Source organism: Flavilitoribacter nigricans DSM 23189 = NBRC 102662, assembly GCF_002646595.1.
GTDB lineage: Bacteria > Bacteroidota > Bacteroidia > Chitinophagales > Saprospiraceae > Flavilitoribacter > Flavilitoribacter nigricans.
On the sequence record NZ_PDUD01000047.1, the window covers coordinates 82,209 to 101,212 of the forward strand.

The 19,004-nt window shown below is 51.8% G+C and carries 12 protein-coding genes; 1 reads left to right on the forward strand and 11 read right to left on the reverse strand.

What is annotated here, in order from left to right; genetic code table 11:
* Positions 1–65 precede the first annotated feature (65 nt).
* Positions 66–2,834, forward strand: coding sequence for a TonB-dependent receptor (locus tag CRP01_RS34730; RefSeq protein WP_099154689.1), 2,769 nt, complete (start codon positions 66–68; stop codon positions 2,832–2,834).
* A gap of 98 nt (positions 2,835–2,932) precedes the next feature.
* On the opposite strand, the gene CRP01_RS34735 is transcribed toward CRP01_RS34730, so the two are convergent.
* The 11 genes from CRP01_RS34735 to CRP01_RS34785 all read right to left on the reverse strand — a co-directional run bounded on the left by CRP01_RS34735 (position 2,933) and on the right by CRP01_RS34785 (position 18,716).
* Positions 2,933–5,314: an ABC transporter permease gene (locus CRP01_RS34735; RefSeq protein WP_099154690.1), complete on the reverse strand. Its 2,382-nt coding sequence runs from the start codon at positions 5,312–5,314 to the stop codon at positions 2,933–2,935.
* Between the two features lie 153 nt (positions 5,315–5,467).
* Positions 5,468–6,169: an ABC transporter ATP-binding protein gene (locus CRP01_RS34740; protein WP_099154691.1), complete on the reverse strand. Its 702-nt coding sequence runs from the start codon at positions 6,167–6,169 to the stop codon at positions 5,468–5,470.
* Between the two features lie 243 nt (positions 6,170–6,412).
* On the reverse strand, positions 6,413–8,782 hold the full coding sequence (locus tag CRP01_RS34745) for an ABC transporter permease (protein ID WP_143473671.1): 2,370 nt from the start codon (positions 8,780–8,782) through the stop codon (positions 6,413–6,415).
* A 158-nt stretch (positions 8,783–8,940) separates the two neighbouring features.
* The gene (locus CRP01_RS34750) at positions 8,941–9,315 is read right to left on the reverse strand and encodes a transmembrane 220 family protein (RefSeq protein WP_099154693.1); all 375 of its coding nucleotides are present in this window, start codon (positions 9,313–9,315) and stop codon (positions 8,941–8,943) included.
* A 77-nt stretch (positions 9,316–9,392) separates the two neighbouring features.
* On the reverse strand, positions 9,393–11,690 hold the full coding sequence (locus CRP01_RS34755; protein ID WP_170110670.1) for a TonB-dependent receptor: 2,298 nt from the start codon (positions 11,688–11,690) through the stop codon (positions 9,393–9,395).
* Positions 11,691–11,929: 239 nt separating this feature from the next.
* Positions 11,930–12,982, reverse strand: coding sequence for a sugar phosphate isomerase/epimerase family protein (locus tag CRP01_RS34760; protein ID WP_099154695.1), 1,053 nt, complete (start codon positions 12,980–12,982; stop codon positions 11,930–11,932).
* A 54-nt stretch (positions 12,983–13,036) separates the two neighbouring features.
* Positions 13,037–14,689, reverse strand: coding sequence for a M1 family metallopeptidase (locus CRP01_RS34765; protein WP_233752814.1), 1,653 nt, complete (start codon positions 14,687–14,689; stop codon positions 13,037–13,039).
* An 82-nt stretch (positions 14,690–14,771) separates the two neighbouring features.
* Entirely contained in the window at positions 14,772–15,926 is a 1,155-nt protein-coding gene (locus CRP01_RS34770; protein ID WP_099154696.1) for a Gfo/Idh/MocA family protein, read from the reverse strand.
* Between the two features lie 188 nt (positions 15,927–16,114).
* Entirely contained in the window at positions 16,115–16,660 is a 546-nt protein-coding gene (locus CRP01_RS34775) for a 3-keto-disaccharide hydrolase (RefSeq protein ID WP_099154703.1), read from the reverse strand.
* A gap of 68 nt (positions 16,661–16,728) precedes the next feature.
* Positions 16,729–17,490 carry a 3-keto-disaccharide hydrolase gene (locus tag CRP01_RS34780; protein WP_099154697.1) on the reverse strand — a complete coding sequence of 254 codons (762 nt, stop codon included), beginning with the start codon at positions 17,488–17,490 and terminating at the stop codon, positions 16,729–16,731.
* A gap of 527 nt (positions 17,491–18,017) precedes the next feature.
* Positions 18,018–18,716, reverse strand: coding sequence for a 3-keto-disaccharide hydrolase (locus tag CRP01_RS34785; RefSeq protein WP_099154698.1), 699 nt, complete (start codon positions 18,714–18,716; stop codon positions 18,018–18,020).
* Positions 18,717–19,004: the final 288 nt, after the last annotated feature.

A 19,004-nucleotide genomic window follows, 5' to 3' on the forward strand; every position in this document is an offset into this window, starting at 1 on the left:
TAAAATTTTTAAGCGTAGTAATGATTCCTAAGTACCTATCCAACCCGACGTTTTCAAAATTCAGCATGCTGTTTATTGGTTTGCTGTTCTGTTCTTTCCAGGTGAGTGCGCAAACTTATTCAATAAGTGGTATCGTACAGAGCGCCCAGGATGGAACGACTTTCCCCGCGGCAACGGTGATGTTGCTGCATCCTAAAGATTCCGCTACCGTGAAGGGCGCCGTTACCGATTTCGAAGGTGTTTTCGAGATCAACGGAATTGCCCCCGGCAACTATGTACTAAAGGTCCAATATGTGGGTTATCAGTCCTTTTCCCAACCTATAGCGGTTGAAAAACAAAACCTGAGCCTGGGACCGCTGTCATTGGAAGAAGAAACGACCTGGCTCGGTGAAGTAACCATTGCTACCCGCAGGTCAACGGGCACCCAAACTGGAGATACCACGCAGTTTAATGCTGCCGCCTTTAAGACCATGCGGGACGCCAGTGCCCAGAGCCTGGTGGAAAAACTGCCCGGCGTAACGCTCCAGGACGGGACCATCCAGGCACAGGGAGAAAACGTCGCCCAGATCCTGGTGGACGGAAAACCCTTTTTTGGCAATGACGTCAAATCGGCGCTGCAAAACCTGCCGGCTGAAGTGATCGAAAGTGTACAGATCTACGACCAGAAAAGCGATAAAGCCGAAATGAGCGGCTTTGATGACGGCGAACGGCAAAAGACCATTAACATCATCACCAAGGCCAACCGGAGAAGCGGACAGTTCGGTAAGATGTCGGCGGGCTACGGCTCGCGCGGCCGCTACCTGCTTGGCGCCAGTGTCAACTTCTTTAATGAAGATAAGCGGGTCACCGTCATGGGACTGAGTAATAACATTAATGCCCTGGATTATTCCGCGGATGCCAATAGTCAGGGCGAGAGCAGGACGCAGGACGGCATCATCAACACCAACACCCTGGGCGTCAATTTTAGTGATAACTGGGGCGATAAGGTCGAACTGACGGGAAGTTACACCTTTAGTCAACGCGAGAATGAAGGCCGCTCCATTCGGATCCGGGATTACATCTTACCTTCCAGCGAAGGACAATTGTACCGCGAAAACAGCAACAACATTCAGCGCAATCAGGATCATCGTTTCAATATGCGTCTGGAATACAATCCGGATAAGAATAACCGCCTGTTGTTCCGACCCTACGCTTCGATGAAAAACGATAAGGATCAATCTTATTTCTTCGGTCGCACTACGGTGGGCGGCGATCCGCTCAACCAAACGGAAAACAACCGCACGGCGGATAACGATGATTACGATATCGGCGGTAGTATTTTCTTTAGTCACCGCTTTCCCAAAAAAGGTCGCAGCCTGACGGTAGGCGGCAACAGCGGCTACCACGCCAATCAGGACGAATCCAACCGGCTGGCCGAAAATAACTTTTACGGGGAAAATCAGCGGCAGGAAATACTCAATCAATACACTACCCGGGATCGCACGGGATTCAATTGGGAGACCAATGTGTCCTATACCGAACCGATCGGTAAAAGAGGACAGGTAGAGCTGGAATACGAGATCGGCAATAACCTGAACGATTCGGATAAGATCACCTACGACGTGCTGGACGAGCAGGACCCCACGGAGATCCGGTTGCTGCCGGATACGGCGCTGAGTAACACTTTTACCAGTGATTACCTGTCCCAGGAAGTGGAGATCGGCTACCAGTACCGGGTAGAAAAATTCCGCCTGCAGGTGGAAGCCGAATACCGGAGAGCGGATCTGACCAATGATCAGGAATTTCCACAGCCTTTTTATATCGAGCGTACTTTTGAGAACCTGGCGCCTACCGTTAGAATGGACTTCCAGTTCTCCAAGACCAAACGTCTGGATATTGATTATGATACCCGGAATAATGCACCGAACATCGGGCAACTCCAGGACGTGATCGATATTACCAATCCGCTGCGCCTGCGCACGGGTAATCCCGATCTGGACCAGGCCTTTACCAACCGACTCCGGGCCCGCTATCGCAGTCGGAATACGGAAACGGATCAGTCTTTCTTTGTGTATCTCTCCAGTTCCATTACCGATAATTACATCGCCAATAGTTCTTTTATTGCGACGGAGACTATCGAACTGGACGAAGGGGTGGTGTTGGAAGAAGGCTCTCAGCTTTCCCGGCCGGTCAACCTCGACGGCTTTTGGGACTTCCGTTCCTATGTGAATTACGGTCAGCCACTGGATTTCATCAAGTCCAACGGTAATATTTTCGGATCGGTCAACTACAGCCACCGTCCGGGGATGATCAACGAAGAGATCAATTTCGTGGATAATACCAACTTCCGCGTGGGTTTCTCCATCAGCAGTAATATCAGCGAAAATATCGACTTTAATTTCTCTACCCGTTCCAGTTACAATGTGGTGGAAAACTCGCTACGGCCATCACTGAACAACAACTACTTCTACCAGTCGACCCGTCTGAGCTACGACTGGATCATATTCAAGGACATCGTGTACCGGTTGGATGTCAATCACCGGTACAACAGTGGTCTGGCGGAAGACCTCGACCGGAGTTTCGTTCTTCTGAATATGAGCCTGGGTACCAAGATCCTGAAGAATGACCGGGGTGAACTGAGCCTGAATGTTTATGATCTGTTCAAGCAGAACAACAACATTCGCCGGAACGTCACCGAACTGTACGTGGAGGATATGCAATCCAATGTGCTGCAACGCTATTTTATGCTGACGTTCAGTTACAATTTGCGCCATTTCAATACCGGCACCACTATGGATGATTACCGGGAATTGCACAATGATGGCGGAGGCAGAGATCGCCGCCGCCGGCAATAAACGGCAGATCATTTAGGAACCGTATTAACGAACAAGATCCCCTATTCGGACCACGATGGTTACCGGATAGGGGATCTTGTTTTAGGAATAGGGTGGAGTTATTCGCTTCGCAGGCTCTCCAGCGGATTAACCATGGCGGCCCGTAGCGATTGCAGGCTTACGGTAAGGATTGTAATAGTCACCGCCAGTAAGATGCCGATCACAAAGTGCCAGATATTCAGATCCACCCGGTAGGCAAAATCTTCCAACCAGGATTGAGTCAGCCAAAAGGCAAGCGGAATGGAAACCAGCCCGGCGATCAGGCTCATGGCCACAAACTGACGCATCAGCATACTCATAAGCTCCGGCACGCTGGCTCCGAGTACCTTCCGGATGCCGATCTCCTTGGTACGCTGTTGGGCGGTAAAACTCGCCAGTCCGATCAATCCCAGTACCGCCACGAGGATGGTTAGCCCGGCGCTGTACAGGAAAGTACTACCCATCTGATTATATTCGGCGTACTGCGTGGCAAAATGTTCGTTCAGCAGATTGTAGCGGAACGGATGTGCCGGTTCGATCGTCGGCCATTCGCTGCGTAGGAAGCTGAGTACCTCCGACCATTGATCCGGCTGAAACCGGATCGCAAACTGACCCCGACTGATGGGACCGCCGAATAAAGCTACGGGTTCGATCCGGTTATCCAGGCCCTGGTAGTGGTAGTCCTTGACAACACCCACAATTTCACCCCAGCCTTCCCGCCAGGGGAAACGAAGACGGGTACCGACGGGTGTTTCGAGTTCATATTCCCGGACAAATGCCTGGTTGACCACAAATGCAGTGAGGGTATCGTTACTGATGGTGTTGGAAAAAAAGCGACCGTCGACCAGCTGTAGATCCAGTACCTCGGCGTAATCGGCATCCGCAAAGATCATTTCCGGAGCGCGGTAACGATCGTCCAGCCCTTCGATCTCAATGGTATAATCAACCGGGGAATCTCCGGGAAAGGTTGATGCCGTAGATACGGAAGTGATCCCGGGCTGCTTTTCCCAGAGCTCTTTTTTAGCCATGACCTCCCGCCAGGATCCGGAGTAATTCATAGGAACCACGACGACCTCTTCGGCGCCAAAGCCAAGGTCCTGATTGAGCATAAAGCGGACCTGCCGGTACATGACCGTAGTCAGAATGATCAGAATGACCACTCCGGAAAACTGAACCACGACCAGTGCTTTGCGCAATACCTGATGCCCCATCCGCACGTTCTGCCCGGCTTTGAACACCTGGGTAGGCTGAAAACCGGAGAGTACCAGTGCGGGATAGATCCCCGCCAGTAGTCCGACCAACAGACTGATCCCCAGAAAGGGTAGCAGAATGCCGGTAAGTTGAGCACCCGCCAGAGTGAGCTCGCGGCCGCTGACTTCATTAAATAAAGGGAGCACCAATCTGGCCAGGGGAAAGGCGATCAGGGCCGCCAGGATACTCTGAAATACCGATTCGGTCAGGAACTGGGCGACCAGTTGCTGCTTCAGGGCACCATTCACCTTGCGCACTCCGATCTCCTGGGCGCGATTGCCGGCCCGGGCCGTGCTGAGATTGATGTAATTGATGGCAGCCATGATCAGCACCAGGAGTCCGATAAAACCGAAAATGTAGAGATAATGGATGTTGCCCCGGGCGGGCCGGATAGCTCCCATATTTCGGGAGTAAAGATGAATATCGTGCAGTGGTTGTAATTTCCACAGGGGCAGATCATTTGCGGTGATCTCAAAATTGGCCCGTTGGAATTCCTGCAATAAAATGGGTTTTAGGTGTTCGGTGACCTGTTCTTCCAGGCCAGCCAGCTGGGTGTTGGGGACCGTTTTGACGTAAGTCTCATAGCGATAGGCCAGCCAGGACATTTGCTGGGAGGTACTCCTGATAAAAATATCGTAATCCAGGTGGGTTTTTCCCGACAGTTCGGGGTAAACTCCGGTGATGTTTAGGTTGACCTCATCGTTGAGCACCAGGGTTTTTCCAATGACGTCGGTCTGGCCGAAAAACCTGCGGGCCGTAGTCTCCGAAATGACGGCCGACTCAGGATGCTGGAAAGCATCCTGCCGGTTGCCGTGCAGAAAGGGGAGGGCAAATACATTTAAAAAATTGGAATCTACGAAGGCAACCTCGTCGAGGTAGATGGATTTGTCCGCCGCCGTCAACAGCTGGTCAGATTCTTCACCCAGGGTAGTGGCCTGCTCGATGGCCGGAAACTGCCGGTTTAGCTCGGTAGCCAGTATGCCGGGAGAATTGGCCTGTCCGTCGCTGGATGAGCCGGCGAAATAACGGTATGCCCGATAGATATTGCTTCCATCGGGCACCCATTGGTTTACTTGTAGCTCGTTTTGGATATAGGAGGTGATCAGAATGGCGACCGCCATACCGATAGCCAATCCTCCAATATTGAGGGAGGAAAAGAACTTGTACTTTTTCAAATTCCTCCAGGCGATCTTCAGATAGTTGAGCCACATATTAATTATCGTATTTTTTGGTGGACGCTTTCTTTGGTGCAATGCAATAACTTCCCGGATCCGGACCGGGTCCGGATCGCGGTAGCAATTGTCTTACTTCTAAAGTAGTCTCGTAAATGTTTCAGGACCGGCGAAGGCCTTCTGGGACTGCCGTTAGACCTCTATGCGTTTCGGGATCTCGCGGATGACCTCATCATTTTTGATATTGCCATCAACCAGTTCGATGATCCGGGTACCGTATTCGGCATTTTTTTCGGAGTGCGTCACCTGTACGATGGTCACACCCTGATCGTTGAGTTCCTTGAACAGGTCCATGATCTGTTCGCCCTGCTTACTGTGAAGATTTCCGGTGGGTTCGTCGGCAAGTAGGAGGCGGGGCTTGTGAATAATAGCCCGCGCCACACCTACCAACTGTTGTTGTCCGCCCGACAACTGATCTGGAAACAGATCCTTCTTGGCCACAATGTTGAAGCGGTCCAGCACATCGGCTACGATGCTTTTGCGGTCCTTACTTTTTACATTGCGGTACAAAAGGGGCGTTTCAATATTTTCGTAGACCGTCAGATCATCGATCAGATGATAAGCCTGAAATACAAAGCCCATGTATTCTTTGTGGATCTCATTGCGGCGACGTTCGTTCAGCCGGTGAATGGCCTCATCGTAGAAGTAATATTCGCCGCCGGAACTGGTTTCCAGCATACCCAGGATGTTGAGCAGGGTGGTTTTTCCCGCACCGCTGGGCCCCATGATGGTCACAAATTCTCCTTCCTGGATCTCCAGGTTGATCTGGTTGAGGAGCCAGACTTTCTTCAATCCACTGCGAATGCTTTTTTCCAGGTCTTTCAGTACGATCATTGGTTATTATTTTGGTGCCCGGTCTTCCGGGATCTGATAATTTAAAGCTTTCGTAAAATAAGGTGCAATTTGCAAATTGTCAACCGTTCAACTGAGCTTTCGAATGAAAAGGTTCAAGATTTGTGCCAGTTGAGTTTGGTATTGAAAATCAATAACTTATAAACAATCAAATAGATTTTACAGCCGTATCCTTGTCCACATTTGGACAGGAAGTGTCCGTTTTTGAACACTTAGGATTCATTCCTATTCATCCTTCAGTACCTCCGCCGGATTGTTCAGGGCTGCGGAAACGGACTGGTAGCTCAACGTCAGGAATGCGATCACGACGCCCGCAATGGCCGGAGCGGCAAACATCCACCAGTTGAGATCGATGCGGTAGACAAAACCCTGCAACCACTTGTTGACGAGTATCCAGGCTACCGGTATACCGATGGCAAAGGCCAGCGCCACCAGACTGAGAAAATCCCGGGATAAGAGCACAACGATCTGACTGACCGTAGCGCCTAGTACTTTTCTCACTCCGATCTCCTTGGCTCTTCGGGAAGTGGCGTGGGTGGTCAGTCCGAATAGACCCAGGCAGGCGATAAAGAGTGCCAGTACCGTGAAAATACCAATTGCCCGGCTTAGCACGGCTTCTTTGGCCGACAATTCTGCTAAATTGTCATCCAGAAAATAATAACGGATCTTTTCATCTCCGGCCAGTTGGGACCAGCTGTCTTCCAGGTGGCGGACAAAACCGGGCAGATCGTTACCCGTCAGTTTAATCGCCAACTGATAACCGTCAACATCGTAATTGAAGACTATTGGCGCGATCTGGTTTCGGAAAGATTCAAAATTAAAATCCGATACGACACCGATCACGCGGCGGTCATCATTCAGCACCGCCCCGATCGGTTCTTCCAATTCCAGTGCTTTTACGGCCGATTCATTCAGAATGACATTACTGGTATCGGTAGCCAGATCGCCGGAGAAATTGCGTCCTTCCAACAGCTTGATATCCATCGCCGACAGATAATGCTCGTCGATCGGGAAGCCATTCAGGGAAATGGCCTGGTCCATTGTTTCGGACTGGTAGGTGGCCCGCCAGAGGTTATATCCGGCCGGCATGCGGCTGTTGATACTGGTGGTGACTACCTGGCTGTTCTGCTCCACCATTTCCCGCAGCGTCTCTTTTTTGGTGCCCAGGTCATTGAAATTACGGATCACCAATACATTATCGTGCTGAAATCCTTTGTCCGAATTTTGCATATAGGACAATTGCCGAAAGATCACCAGACTGCCGATCATCAGGGCGGCGGCAATACTGAACTGGAATACGACCAGCACGTTGCGCAGATGGCCTTTCCGGTGTCCCATACTGTCGCTTTTTAGCGCCCATACCGGTTGGAAACGTGACAAATGGAAGGCCGGATAGGCCCCGGCCAGCAGCCCGGTAAGTACGGAAAAACCCAGGAGCAACAGCCACTGGGGCGTTCCGTCCAGGATGGAACTGAGTAAAACTTCGCCACTTACCGTTTCCAGTAGTTTCAGCAACAGGCCGGATAAACTTCCGGCAACGACCATGGCCAGCAGACTGAGGGTAAGCGATTCGCCCAAAAACTGTACGATCAACTGGCTTTGGTTGGCGCCCATCGTTTTTTTAATGCCGATCTCTTTGGCCCGGGCGGAAGCGGTGGCGGTACTGAGGTTCACGTAATTGACTCCGGCCATCAGCAAGATAAACACGCCGATGATACCGAGTATCCAGACCTGAGTGGGATTGCCCCCACTGATCAGGTCCATATTGAGATCGGAGTACAGGTAGATCTCCTGCAGTGGCTGTACGTAGAAATGTACGGCCTGGCTACCGCCGATCCAGGTTTCAAAGCTGGTATTGGGTGCCGATTGCGGATGGATCTCTTCCCGTTGCAATTGCGCGAAAAAATCTTCCAGATTGCCTTTATCGGATTGCGAATTGAGTTTGACGTAGGTGTAATAACGGGCCGAGGTCCAGGAACGGTCATCCGAGAGCTGCGGTGCTACCGAAAGCCACGCTCCGGCCGGTAGGTGTGTTTTGCCCGGGAAAGGACGCACGATGCCGGCTACGGAAAAGGTACTTTTTTCATCCTTCAGGGATAGGGTTTTACCCAGATAGGGCCCCGTTCCAAATATGCGTTGGGCAACCTCTTCGGTCAGGACGATCTGATCCGGCGTTACGAGGGCATCCCCGGCCTGTCCTTCAATAAATTCGTAAGGAAAGACCCGGAAAAAGTTGGTATCAACATAAAGCCCCGCATCTACCGGGAAGGTCTGCTGATCGGCCTCGAATGTGAATCCGCTGCTGCCGCGAAACCGGGTAGCGTACGCCACCGCCTGGCATTTTTCCTGGAGCACGGGTTGGAGCTTTTCCTGACTGATGGCAAAGCCGCCCATGTCCATGAAGTTGGTGCCGATCCGGTAGATCTGTTCTCCATCGGGAATGGAGCGATCGTAGCTCCATTCCTGACGGACATAGCTCAGCAGGACGAAGGCACAGGCAATACCCAGGCCCAGGCCCAGCAGATTAAGACCGTAGAAGAGGGGATGCCGACGGATTTGCCGGGAGATCTGGCGTAGGAAATTCGTATTCATCATGGTAAGATCGATCAATAGTTACCAATTGACGCCAAGATTTATGCCAGACTTGCAGTAGTTTGATTATTAATGAATTACGGTCGATTTTGCAGTCAATAAGTGTTCAAAATCGGACAGTGTTGTGCGCTGATGGACAACACCTTCCCATCGTAAACGGTCTAGTCGACAGCCGCTTCCTGTTTCCTGGCCAGCCGATATTGCCACCATAAGGCGGCCAGGCAGATGCCAATGCCGAGGAATTCCCGCGTCAACTCGATGTGCGGTGCTTCTACTTTCATCGTTTCTACGATCGTCGGCATTCCCATATTCACCCAATGGATGAAATCGGGGATCAGGGTGAGAAACCAGATCCCGGATAGCCCGAGTGCGGCCAGAATAAAGGTTTTGTCCCTTTTACCTACGGCTCCGAAACCGACGATGCCGGCAATGATCAGATATAGGATGATCCATTTCCAACCATCCGGATCGTTATACTGGACGGCGGCAAAAAGTACGAAAAGTACGGCGACGATAATGTGTAATGTCTTTTGCATGTTGGTTGGTTTTTGATTGTAGTTTAATGCCTGGCAGTAGAGGACTTGTCTTCGATCTTTCTCCTCATTTTATTATATCAGAATTCCACCCGATAACTCAACATGGGGATCAGTCCCAACTGGTGCTGCACGATCACCGCATTCTGCTGGGCATCGTAATAGCTGTAGGCCGTGTTTTCGGCATTGGTGAGGTTCTGGATATCCAATGAAAGGGTACGACTGGCGTCGGCCTTGTTGCGTTTCAGATAAAAGCGTAGATCAGTGCGGAAATAGCTCTTTTGCTGGATACTGAAGGCCCGGTCCGTTTCGTAAACCGTGCGACCGGCCGTACGGGAAGCCGTTTCATCGATCGGGGTATCCCGGTAACCGCCCAGATAGGCGATCCGGAAATTGATGCCCCAGAGACGATCTTTTCCCTTTTTGCTGATGCGTCGCCATTCCTTACCGGCGGTAGCGTTGAAGATGTAGTTGCCATTAAAGCGTGTATCCCGCTCGATACCGTCCGAACCGGTGTACTTCGACTGGTAGGCCGTGGCATTGAAGAGATAATAAAATCCATTGGATACGAATTGCTGCCAGCTCAATTCAATACCGTAATTTTTTCCGGTGCCTTCGTTCACCAGGGCTTCGTCGATGAACCCTTCCAGCAGATTGAGCGCAGAGAAGGAACTAGATTGAGCACTGACCGGAACGTTGAAAATGGACTGGTAGAACAGTTCCGTGGTGATCTGCGAACCGGAATTCAGACTCTTGCGGTATCCCAGTACAAAATGGTGCGCTTTGGACAGATCGAGATCCTGATTGCGATCCGAAGCGGAGGAGAAATACAATTGCGGTTGCTGCAACTGACTGTGCAATCCGTAGCTCAGGCTCCAGCGATTGCCCGAGCTGGGCGCCCATTCGATGGATGCCCGCGGCTCGACGGCATTGCTGCCGTTAAATCCGAAGTGACTGTAATGTAATCCGAGGTTGGAGGTCAGCCCGGCGGATAATTTACTTTGCCAATTTACGTAAGGCTGGAACAGCCAGCCGTCGCCGGTTCCGCTGACGGGAACACTACCGACATTCTGCTGGGATAGGATATCGTAGCTGTGCAGGGTGGCATTAACGCCCAACCGCAGCCGGTTGGCGGCATTGGCCTTATACTGATAGAAGGAGTGTACGGATAGTTTGCTTTGATCGTAAACGTCATCCTCCAGGCGAATGGCTTCGTAGTTGTCGTCCAGGCGATCTCCGAGCCGGGTACTTTCCAATATGGAAAAAGCCGCAGCGGTATGCCAGAGTCCCCGCTCACCGACCGGAGTTTTGTAGGTTGAGCCAATAGCGCCCATTCTGGATTCAAAACGGATATCATAACGGTCTTTGCGGATCTCCCAGAGGCTGCTGTCGCGCTCGGCGATAAAATTATTCTCGCTGATACCACCCATACCGAAGAGGGTAAATTCGCTTCCTTTCTTCCCGGGGAACACCAGATTGAATGATAAATCCTGAAAACTGATATCCTCATCGCCTACGTCTACACCCAGCAGACTCAGCAGACCGACAAAAGAGTAGCGGTAATTGACCAGGTAACTGGCCTGAGAATCGGTGCCGAATGGGCCTTCCGTAGCCAGTTCCAGACCGATTAGACCGGCCTGTCCCGTAAATTCGTATTGCTGATTATTACCCGGCCGCAGTCGCATATCCATGATCCCACTGAGGGCATTGCCGTAATTGGCCGGAAATGCTCCGGTGTAGAAATAGGAGGTAGACAGCAATTGTGCACTCAGGATATTTACCCCGCCGCCGTTGGCGGTCACCCGGTCACTAAAGGTGCCGGCATTGGGGGTATGGTTCGGATTGACGATATCGACGCCTTCCAGTTGCCAGAGCAGGCTATTGGGCGAATTACCCCGAATGGAAATGCCGTTGCCCTGATCATTGTCCTGCACCACGCCCGCAAAAGTGGTCACGAGCCGGGCCGGATCAAAAAAGGTAGCCGGAAAACGTAGGGTTTCTTCCACCGTAAGGGTTTTGACCGTAGGAGAGGTGGTATAAACGTCTCCCCGGGGAGCGCGCACCACGATGGCATCCAGGTCCGCGGCCTGCTCACTGAGCGCCACGTCTCGCACTTCTTCCTTTCCCGAAGTGAGATAGATCTCCGGAATGATCACCGGTTGAAAACCGACATAACTGACCTGCAGCCGGTAGCGGCCTACCGGTACGGCATCCAGGCGATAAATGCCCTCCGTATCGGTGATGGTACCGAGGTCCGTACCCAGTAACTGGACGGAAGCGCCCACCAGTGGCTGCCCGGTATCCGTATCGGTGATCCTGCCCCTTAATATCTGGGTGAAATCCTGTGCGAGTAGTCCGCTTGCTGAAATTAACAGCAAGCTGATGATCCATAAAATTTGCCTGTGCCTCATCGCTCAAATATAGGGTTAATTGATGGAAGTCGTCAGTAAATTTGGCGATGGTCAACAGCCGCAGATGGTCATTGGTACGACTGATTGGACGTTGCCCGGAGCAGACTGACGGCCAAAAATAGGTATAATACAAAAGCCGCCGGGTGATGAAGATCATCCAGCGGCTTTTGTCTTTTTTTCTTAATAATTGCGGGCCGGTCTAATCTCTAGAGGCCCAGTGCTTTTCGGTTACCTTCTTCGTCCACGCCACCGCCGGCAAAATCATCGAATGCTTTGGCGGTCACCTGAATGATGTGGTCCTGAATGAAGGGTGCTCCTTCTGCGGCGCCCTGTTCGGGGCTCTTGATGCAGCATTCCCATTCCAGTACGGCCCAACTGTCGTAATCGTACTGGCTGAGTTTACTGAAGATGCCCACAAAATCCACCTGTCCGTCGCCCAGAGAGCGGAACCGTCCGGCGCGATCTACCCAACCCTGGTAGCCGCCGTAAACGCCCTGCTTCCCGGTAGGATTGAATTCGGCGTCCTTCACGTGGAAGGCCTTGATCCGTTCGTGGTAAAAATCGATGAACTGCAGGTAATCGAGGCCCTGCAGGATAAAGTGACTGGGATCGTAGTTGATACAGGCACGGGGGTGACCGTCAACCGCTTCCAGGAATTGTTCGAAGCTGGCTCCGTCGTGGAGGTCTTCGCCCGGGTGAAGTTCGTAGCAGGCGTATACGCCCTGCTCTTCGTGGGCGTCCAGGATCGGTTTCCAGCGCTTGGCAAGTTCGCCGAAGCCCATGTCCACCAGACCGGCCGGCCGTTGGGGCCAGGGATACATAAAGGGCCACAGCAATGCGCCCGGGAAGGTGACCTGAGCGTCCAGTCCCAGATTCCGGCTGGCTTTTGCCGCCCAGGTTACCTGCTGCACTGCCCATTCCGTCCGTGCCTTGGGATTGTTGTGCACTTCCTCCGGAGCGAAGCCGTCGAACATGGAATCATAGGCGGGGTGGACCGCTACCAGTTGTCCCTGAAGGTGAGTGGACAATTCGGTAATCTCCAGGCCGTAGGAAGCTACTTTACCTTTCAGCTCATCGCAGTAATCCTTACTGTCGGCGGCTTTTTCCAGATCGATCAGCCGATCGTCCCAGGTGGGGATCTGTACCCCTTTGTACCCGAGGTCGGCCATATATTTGCAGATACTGTCTAATGAATTGAAGGGAGGTTCGTCTCCCATAAATTGTGCTAGGAATATAGCAGGTCCTTTAATGGTTTTCATTGTTGTTTTACTTTTTTCTGGTAACGGAAGGTAACTGGCGCTCCTTCCCTAAAATTATTTCACTTCCATGAGGATCCATCCGTCGGGATCCACTTCCGGTTGGTCACCCTTTTTGATCTTGAGGGTGAGCCCTTCGGCTGGAATATCTTTTTTAACCGTCTTGCCATCCATCTTAATTTCTATCGGCATGGAGAAAGGCAGTCCGTCCGGGGTTTCCCAGGATAATTGCCATTCGTTGCCCTCGATGCGGGAATGCAGCACGGGCAGGGCCGGCTGCCGCAGGTACAGATCGAAGAACCAATCCAGTTCCCGGCCGGAAACCGACTCGCAGATACTCAGAAAATCCTCGGTAGCTGCGAAACGCGTCTGACTGCCGTCCGTGATTTTTTCAAGTGCCGGATCAGGATACGCCATTCGGCGTAGGGCCTGGAAGAAAGCTTCATCGCCCAGCACATAGCGTAGCGTATGCAGTATCCAGGCGCCCTTGGTGTAGATCGGTGCCCGGTAGATCTCGGCGGCGCTGCGGGAAGCCCGGGGGGCAACCGCTAAAGTATTGCGGAAAAAACGGGCCCGGCCCATGTATTCCCGGTAGGCTTCCATCCCCGAAAGTTCTTCGATGTAGAGGGCCTGCATGTAGGAACCGAATCCTTCGTGTAGCCACATATCCCGCCAGTCGAAATTGGTCACCAGATTGCCCCACCATTCGTGGGCCAGTTCGTGGTGATGCAGGGCATCGAATCCCCAGTCTTTACCACCCGTCATGGAGCCGTTGGAAAAGTTGGCCCCGTAGGCGATGATGGTTTGGTGCTCCATGCCGAGGTGAGGCGTCTGGGCCACACCGTACTTATCGGCGCGGAAAGGGTAGGGGCCCAGGAATCGCTCGAAGAAATCCAGGTGCTCCATGATCTCCGGGAACAATTCCCGGCCTTTTGCCTCATCTTCCGGTAGTACGTAAAACTCTACCGGATAAGGAGCGTCGGCTACGCTGCTTTCCATTTCCCCTTTGATCACTACGTAAGGCGCGATGTTAAGGGCCACATTATAGATGTTGATCGGAGTGGAAACCAGCCAGTGATAGGTCCGGTGCTCATCCGCTTCATCTACAGATTGTAAGCGGCCGTTGGTGGCCACAACGAGCGGCTTGGGTACCCGGATGTGGATGGCTACCGAATCCGGTTCGTCGGAAACGTGATCCTTGCAGGGCCACCAGAGGTCGGCACCGTTCGTCTGGCAGGTGGTGGCGATCCAGTGCGCTCCGGAACTGGTTTGCTCCCAGGTGAATCCGCCGTTCCAGGGAGGATTGGGCGCTACCCGGGGCTGGCCCCCGTAATGTACCCGCATTTCCAGGGCTTCTTCCGGTTGCCGGGTATGTTCCAGGTCGATCCAGACTTTCCCTTCATCGCGGGACAGGCGTCTTTCCAGCCATTGACCATCTATTTTTTCTTCCACCCGTTCGATGCCCAGCAGGGTATCCAGGTCCAGTACAAAATAGGTCAAGGGGTGTACCACTGCGGCCCGGATCAGCACATTACCATCGATGCTTTTGGCTTCAGGATCAATATTTAGATCGAGTTCATAGAAATGTACATCGTAGGCCGCCTGTTCGGGCATGATATCGCCTCCTGAATCCAGGATGGGCACCTGGGCGTACAGGCCGATCGGACCGGTCAGCAGGAAAAAGACGAGAATAAAAAATGGATGTTTCAAATTCGCAAGCTTATCAATCGCCGGTTGACAGTCGGCAGTATGAGCATTGATCAACCGTCGACTGGCAACCGACAACTAGTTTTTAATCAAAGGATAACCACTTCTCGCTGCTGTTGCTCGATGCAACAACCCGTTCGATGAAGCGCATCCCCCGTACGCCGTCGCTGACGGTAGGGAAATCCGTGTAGAGCGGATCCGGGTCTTTACCGGCCAGACGGGCCTGGACGCAGTAGGCAAAGTTGCGATAAATGCTGGCGAATGCTTCCAGGTAGCCTTCCGGGTGACCGGCCGGTATTCGCGTGTGCGCTGCGGAGGAGGGTGACAGTTCACCGACTCCGGTACGCAGCAGTTGCGTAGGTTTATCCAGCCATTTGGCAACGAGCGTATTGGGCTCCATCTGGTGCCATTCAATACCGCCTTTTTCGCCGTAAACCCGGATGTTGAGGTTATTCTCTTCACCAACGGAGATCTGACTGGCGTGCAGTACGCCTTTAGCGCCGTTGTCAAAACGCAGGAGTACATTGCCGTCATCATCCAGTTTCCGGCCTTCCACAAAGGCGGTGAGGTCCGCACAGATCTCTTTGATCCGTAGTCCGGTGATGTATTCGGCCAGGTTTTCGGCGTGGGTACCGATATCGCCCATCGCTCCAGCAATACCCGAGCGCTTGGGGTCGGTCCGCCAGTCGGCCTGTTTCTGTCCGGATTCTTCCACCCGGGTGGCCAGCCATCCCTGCGGATATTCGACAACCACTTTACGGATCTTACCGAGCTCGCCGTTCTCTACCATGGCTTTGGCGTGTTTTACCATGGGGTAGCCGGTGTAGTTGTGCGTCAGGGCAAAGATCAGACCGGTATCTTTTACCAGTTTCTCCAGTTCCAGCGCTTCCTCCATATTGAAAGAAAGCGGTTTGTCGCACACGACGTGGAAGCCGTTTTCCAGGGCCATTTTAGCCGGCCCGAAGTGAACGTGGTTGGGGGTAACGATGGAAATGAAATCCATGCGTTCTCCTTCCGGTAATTTTTTTTCTGCTTCAATCATTTCGGCATAGCTGCCGTAAACCCGCCCGGGAGGCAGGAAGAAATCTTCTCCGGATGCTTTGGACTTCTCCGGATCGCTACTGAATGCACCGCAAACCAGCTCGATCTGTCCGTCCAGGGCTGCGGCCATCCGGTGTACGGCACCGATAAAGGCACCGCGACCTCCGCCGACCATTCCCATTCTTATTTTACGAGACATATATTATGAGTTTTAATTTTTTGCTAACGTGCTAACGTGCTAACGTGGAAATGTGTGAATGTGGAAATGTGTTGGTGTGTTGAAGTGTTAGAGTGTTGAAGTGTTGAAGTGTTGATGTGGAAACGTCTTGATCAGTTTATCCTTCAACATTAACACTTTAGCACCTTAACACATCAACACATTGAGTTTTACAATTTAACCACTTTCAGATTCCGCCATTTCACTCTGATGCCACCGCCGTCGTGGATCTGTAGGGCGATCTGACCGGTAGCCTGACCGATCTTTTCATCTTCCAGGTTGATCATTTGTTCGCCATTGAGCCAGGTGGTTACTTCATCGCCCACTACGCGGATACGCATGTTGTTCCACTGACCCATTTTTAGGCTGCTGTCCGAACCCTTTTCCGGTTTGATGAGCCAGCCACGACCGTAGGATTCGTAGATGCCGCCCGTATCGTGACCCGGAGGCGCAACCTCGGCCTGCCAGCCGGCGATCTTGGTGCCTTCGATGGACGAACGGAAGAAGACCCCACTGTTTCCGTTGGCTTCCTGCAGGAATTCCAGGGTCAGGTCAAAATCTTTGTAGGTGTCGGTGGTGGCCAGGTAACCGTAACCCTTATCCGGACCACTTTCACAAACGAGTAATCCATCTTCGACGTACCATTTTTCGGTACCGTAGATCTCCCATCCGTCGAGGTTTTTACCGTTGAAAATGGATGTGGATTTTCCACCCATGGCTTTCTGCCCGCTGGAGCAGGCGCTAAAAAGCAAGAGGGCGAAGCAAAGCGTATTGATGTAAATTTTCAAAGTGTTTTAATTTTAATGTTTTTAAACCAGATCTTATTGCCGTGATCCTGCAGGGCAAGGTGACCGGAGCGGGCCTTGCCGTAGTCAGGGTAATCATTCCATTTTCCGGAATCGATCAGGGCCTGCCATTCGGGCGTCCACAGATCGTATTCCACAACTTTTTTTCCATTGAGCCAATGGGTAACGTGGCCGTCTTCCACCCGGATGCGGCTGAGGTTGTATTCGCCGACGGGTTTGGTAGTGATGGAACTGGGGGCATGCATGCTGTAATTGGCTCCCGAATGCTGGCTGGCCGCCAGATCGCCGGGAAAGCCGGTATCGTCGATCAACTGGTATTCCGGGCCGGTATGGTACACGGTTTCGTACTGGTCTCCTTCCACTACATAGAAGAAGATACCACTGTTACCACCCTCGGAAATTTTCCATTCCAGGGACAGATCGAAATTGTCGTATTTTTCTTTGGTAATAATATCGGCACCGTGGCCGTCGGGCCCTCCTTCCCCGAGGGCGACCATTTCGCCGGACTGAACTGCCCATCCCATCAGCGTATCGTGGTTGAAAATACGCCATTGATCCATGGACTGGCCGTCAAAAAGCAGGGTCCAGCCTTCAGATTTTTCTTCCGCGCTGAGGGTGTTATCCGACGGTGCTTCGGAGCTTTCCACAGCAGTGTCTTCCCGGGAGGCCTCTTCGCCGGGCGTTTGGCCACAAGCCCACAGTAGACAGGCGAGAAAGGCTAAGGGTAGCAAGCGGTTCATGTCGTTGGTTTTCGTAATACATGTAGCAAGGCCGCTATAATACGAATTTTGTACAGAATGGCAAGGCAATTTGGTGACAATGCGTGCTAATTGGAGCAATGCCAGATAGTGCCGGCGGTTTCTTACAAAAAACCGGTGACCGATCTAACGGCCACCGGCTACTTTCGTATGTTCAAAAAGAACCTTTACATCACGCACAGCCCGCCCGGAGGCGGCAGTGCTTACGCATCTATTAGAGAATTATTTAGTGGTTATAGGTGTTTTTAGCAATTATTGGCGGATCCGCTCCGCTCGCCAAATTTATAAATTTATTCCGAGTTGCAAGCCGAATATTGTTGTGAATTTAACATTCGTGAAATAGATCAGCCGAAAATGGTTGATTTTCTTCATTTTCAGCCATTTATCACGTTAGCAGTCAGACGAAAACCAGGTAAATACCCGGTGAAAGCTTGACTTTGAACCGTGGATTTTCCCGGAATTGCGACCTAAACGTGCCTATATCACGATTTTTTATCCGGTAGATAGCTCTAGAGTTCTTTAATGCGAATGTTGCGGTACCACACTTTATCGCCGTGATCCTGGAGTGCGATCCGGCCTTTTTTGTATTTCCCAAAGCCCGGCATGTCCTTGAATTTACTATCGGCGATCATAGCTTTCCACTTATCGTCGAACATTTTGAATTTTACGACTTTTTTGCCATTCAGCCAGAATTGCGTCTTGCCGTCCTTTACCCGCAGCCGGACGGTATTCCACTGGTTGGCCGGCAGTACGGTTTCCTCTTTGCAGGGGATCATATCGTAAAGGTCGCCCGCGCGGTGGGTATGGATCTTGGCGTCCGGATGGCAGCTGTTGTCGAGCACCTGCATTTCCGGTCCGGTATGGTAGGTACGTGGGTATTCTTCGGATTCATGTACGTTGAAGATGATGCCGCTGTTGCCGCATTCGGAGATCTTCCACTCCAGGCGGAGGTCGTAATTCTCGAATTCCTGATCGGTGACCAGGTCGCCACCTTCGGAGCCTTCGGTTTTGTCCAGTACCAGTGCTCCGTCTTCAATCTTCCAGGCATTGCTAACATAGTCTTTCTGGTAGGTATGCCAGGCATCGGTACTGGTGCCATCGAAAAGGGTGATCCAGCCGGCGGGCGGCTCAGCATTAGCCTGATCGGTTTGGAAAGCAAGAAATGGAAGGACCAGCACGATGAGTGCGGAAAAATATAGCTTGTTCATTGTAATTGGTTTTTGTTCGCCGGCAAGGTAGTAACTGATTGGCGAAATGCCCAAACTCATGATCTGGAAAGTTTTGGTTTATAGTTGGAAGGGTTTTTCCTGATTAAGAATTGAGTCAAAACGATCAATATGCCTTTTTTAACTGTCTGGCGACAGTTGGTTTTGAATATTCACCGCAAAGGTGCTGTGTAAAAAACCAAGAGTTCTTTGAAAAAAAAATATTAGTTTAAAGCTACCAAAGGAGGTTACTCTAGTAGTAATCATCCCGTGTAGGCAGGACTAGTTTCC

Bases quoted from the DNA above. Each gene is read 5' to 3' on its own strand.
- CRP01_RS34730 (WP_099154689.1), top strand. From the start codon at position 66: ATGCTGTTTATTGGTTTGCTGTTCTGTTCTTTCCAGGTGAGTGCGCAA.
- CRP01_RS34735 (WP_099154690.1), bottom strand. From the start codon at position 5,314: ATGTGGCTCAACTATCTGAAGATCGCCTGGAGGAATTTGAAAAAGTAC.
- CRP01_RS34740 (WP_099154691.1), bottom strand. From the start codon at position 6,169: ATGATCGTACTGAAAGACCTGGAAAAAAGCATTCGCAGTGGATTGAAG.
- CRP01_RS34745 (WP_143473671.1), bottom strand. From the start codon at position 8,782: ATGATGAATACGAATTTCCTACGCCAGATCTCCCGGCAAATCCGTCGG.
- CRP01_RS34750 (WP_099154693.1), bottom strand. From the start codon at position 9,315: ATGCAAAAGACATTACACATTATCGTCGCCGTACTTTTCGTACTTTTT.
- CRP01_RS34760 (WP_099154695.1), bottom strand. From the start codon at position 12,982: ATGAAAACCATTAAAGGACCTGCTATATTCCTAGCACAATTTATGGGA.
- CRP01_RS34770 (WP_099154696.1), bottom strand. From the start codon at position 15,926: ATGTCTCGTAAAATAAGAATGGGAATGGTCGGCGGAGGTCGCGGTGCC.
- CRP01_RS34775 (WP_099154703.1), bottom strand. From the start codon at position 16,660: ATGGGTGGAAAATCCACATCCATTTTCAACGGTAAAAACCTCGACGGA.
- CRP01_RS34780 (WP_099154697.1), bottom strand. From the start codon at position 17,490: ATGAACCGCTTGCTACCCTTAGCCTTTCTCGCCTGTCTACTGTGGGCT.
- CRP01_RS34785 (WP_099154698.1), bottom strand. From the start codon at position 18,716: ATGAACAAGCTATATTTTTCCGCACTCATCGTGCTGGTCCTTCCATTT.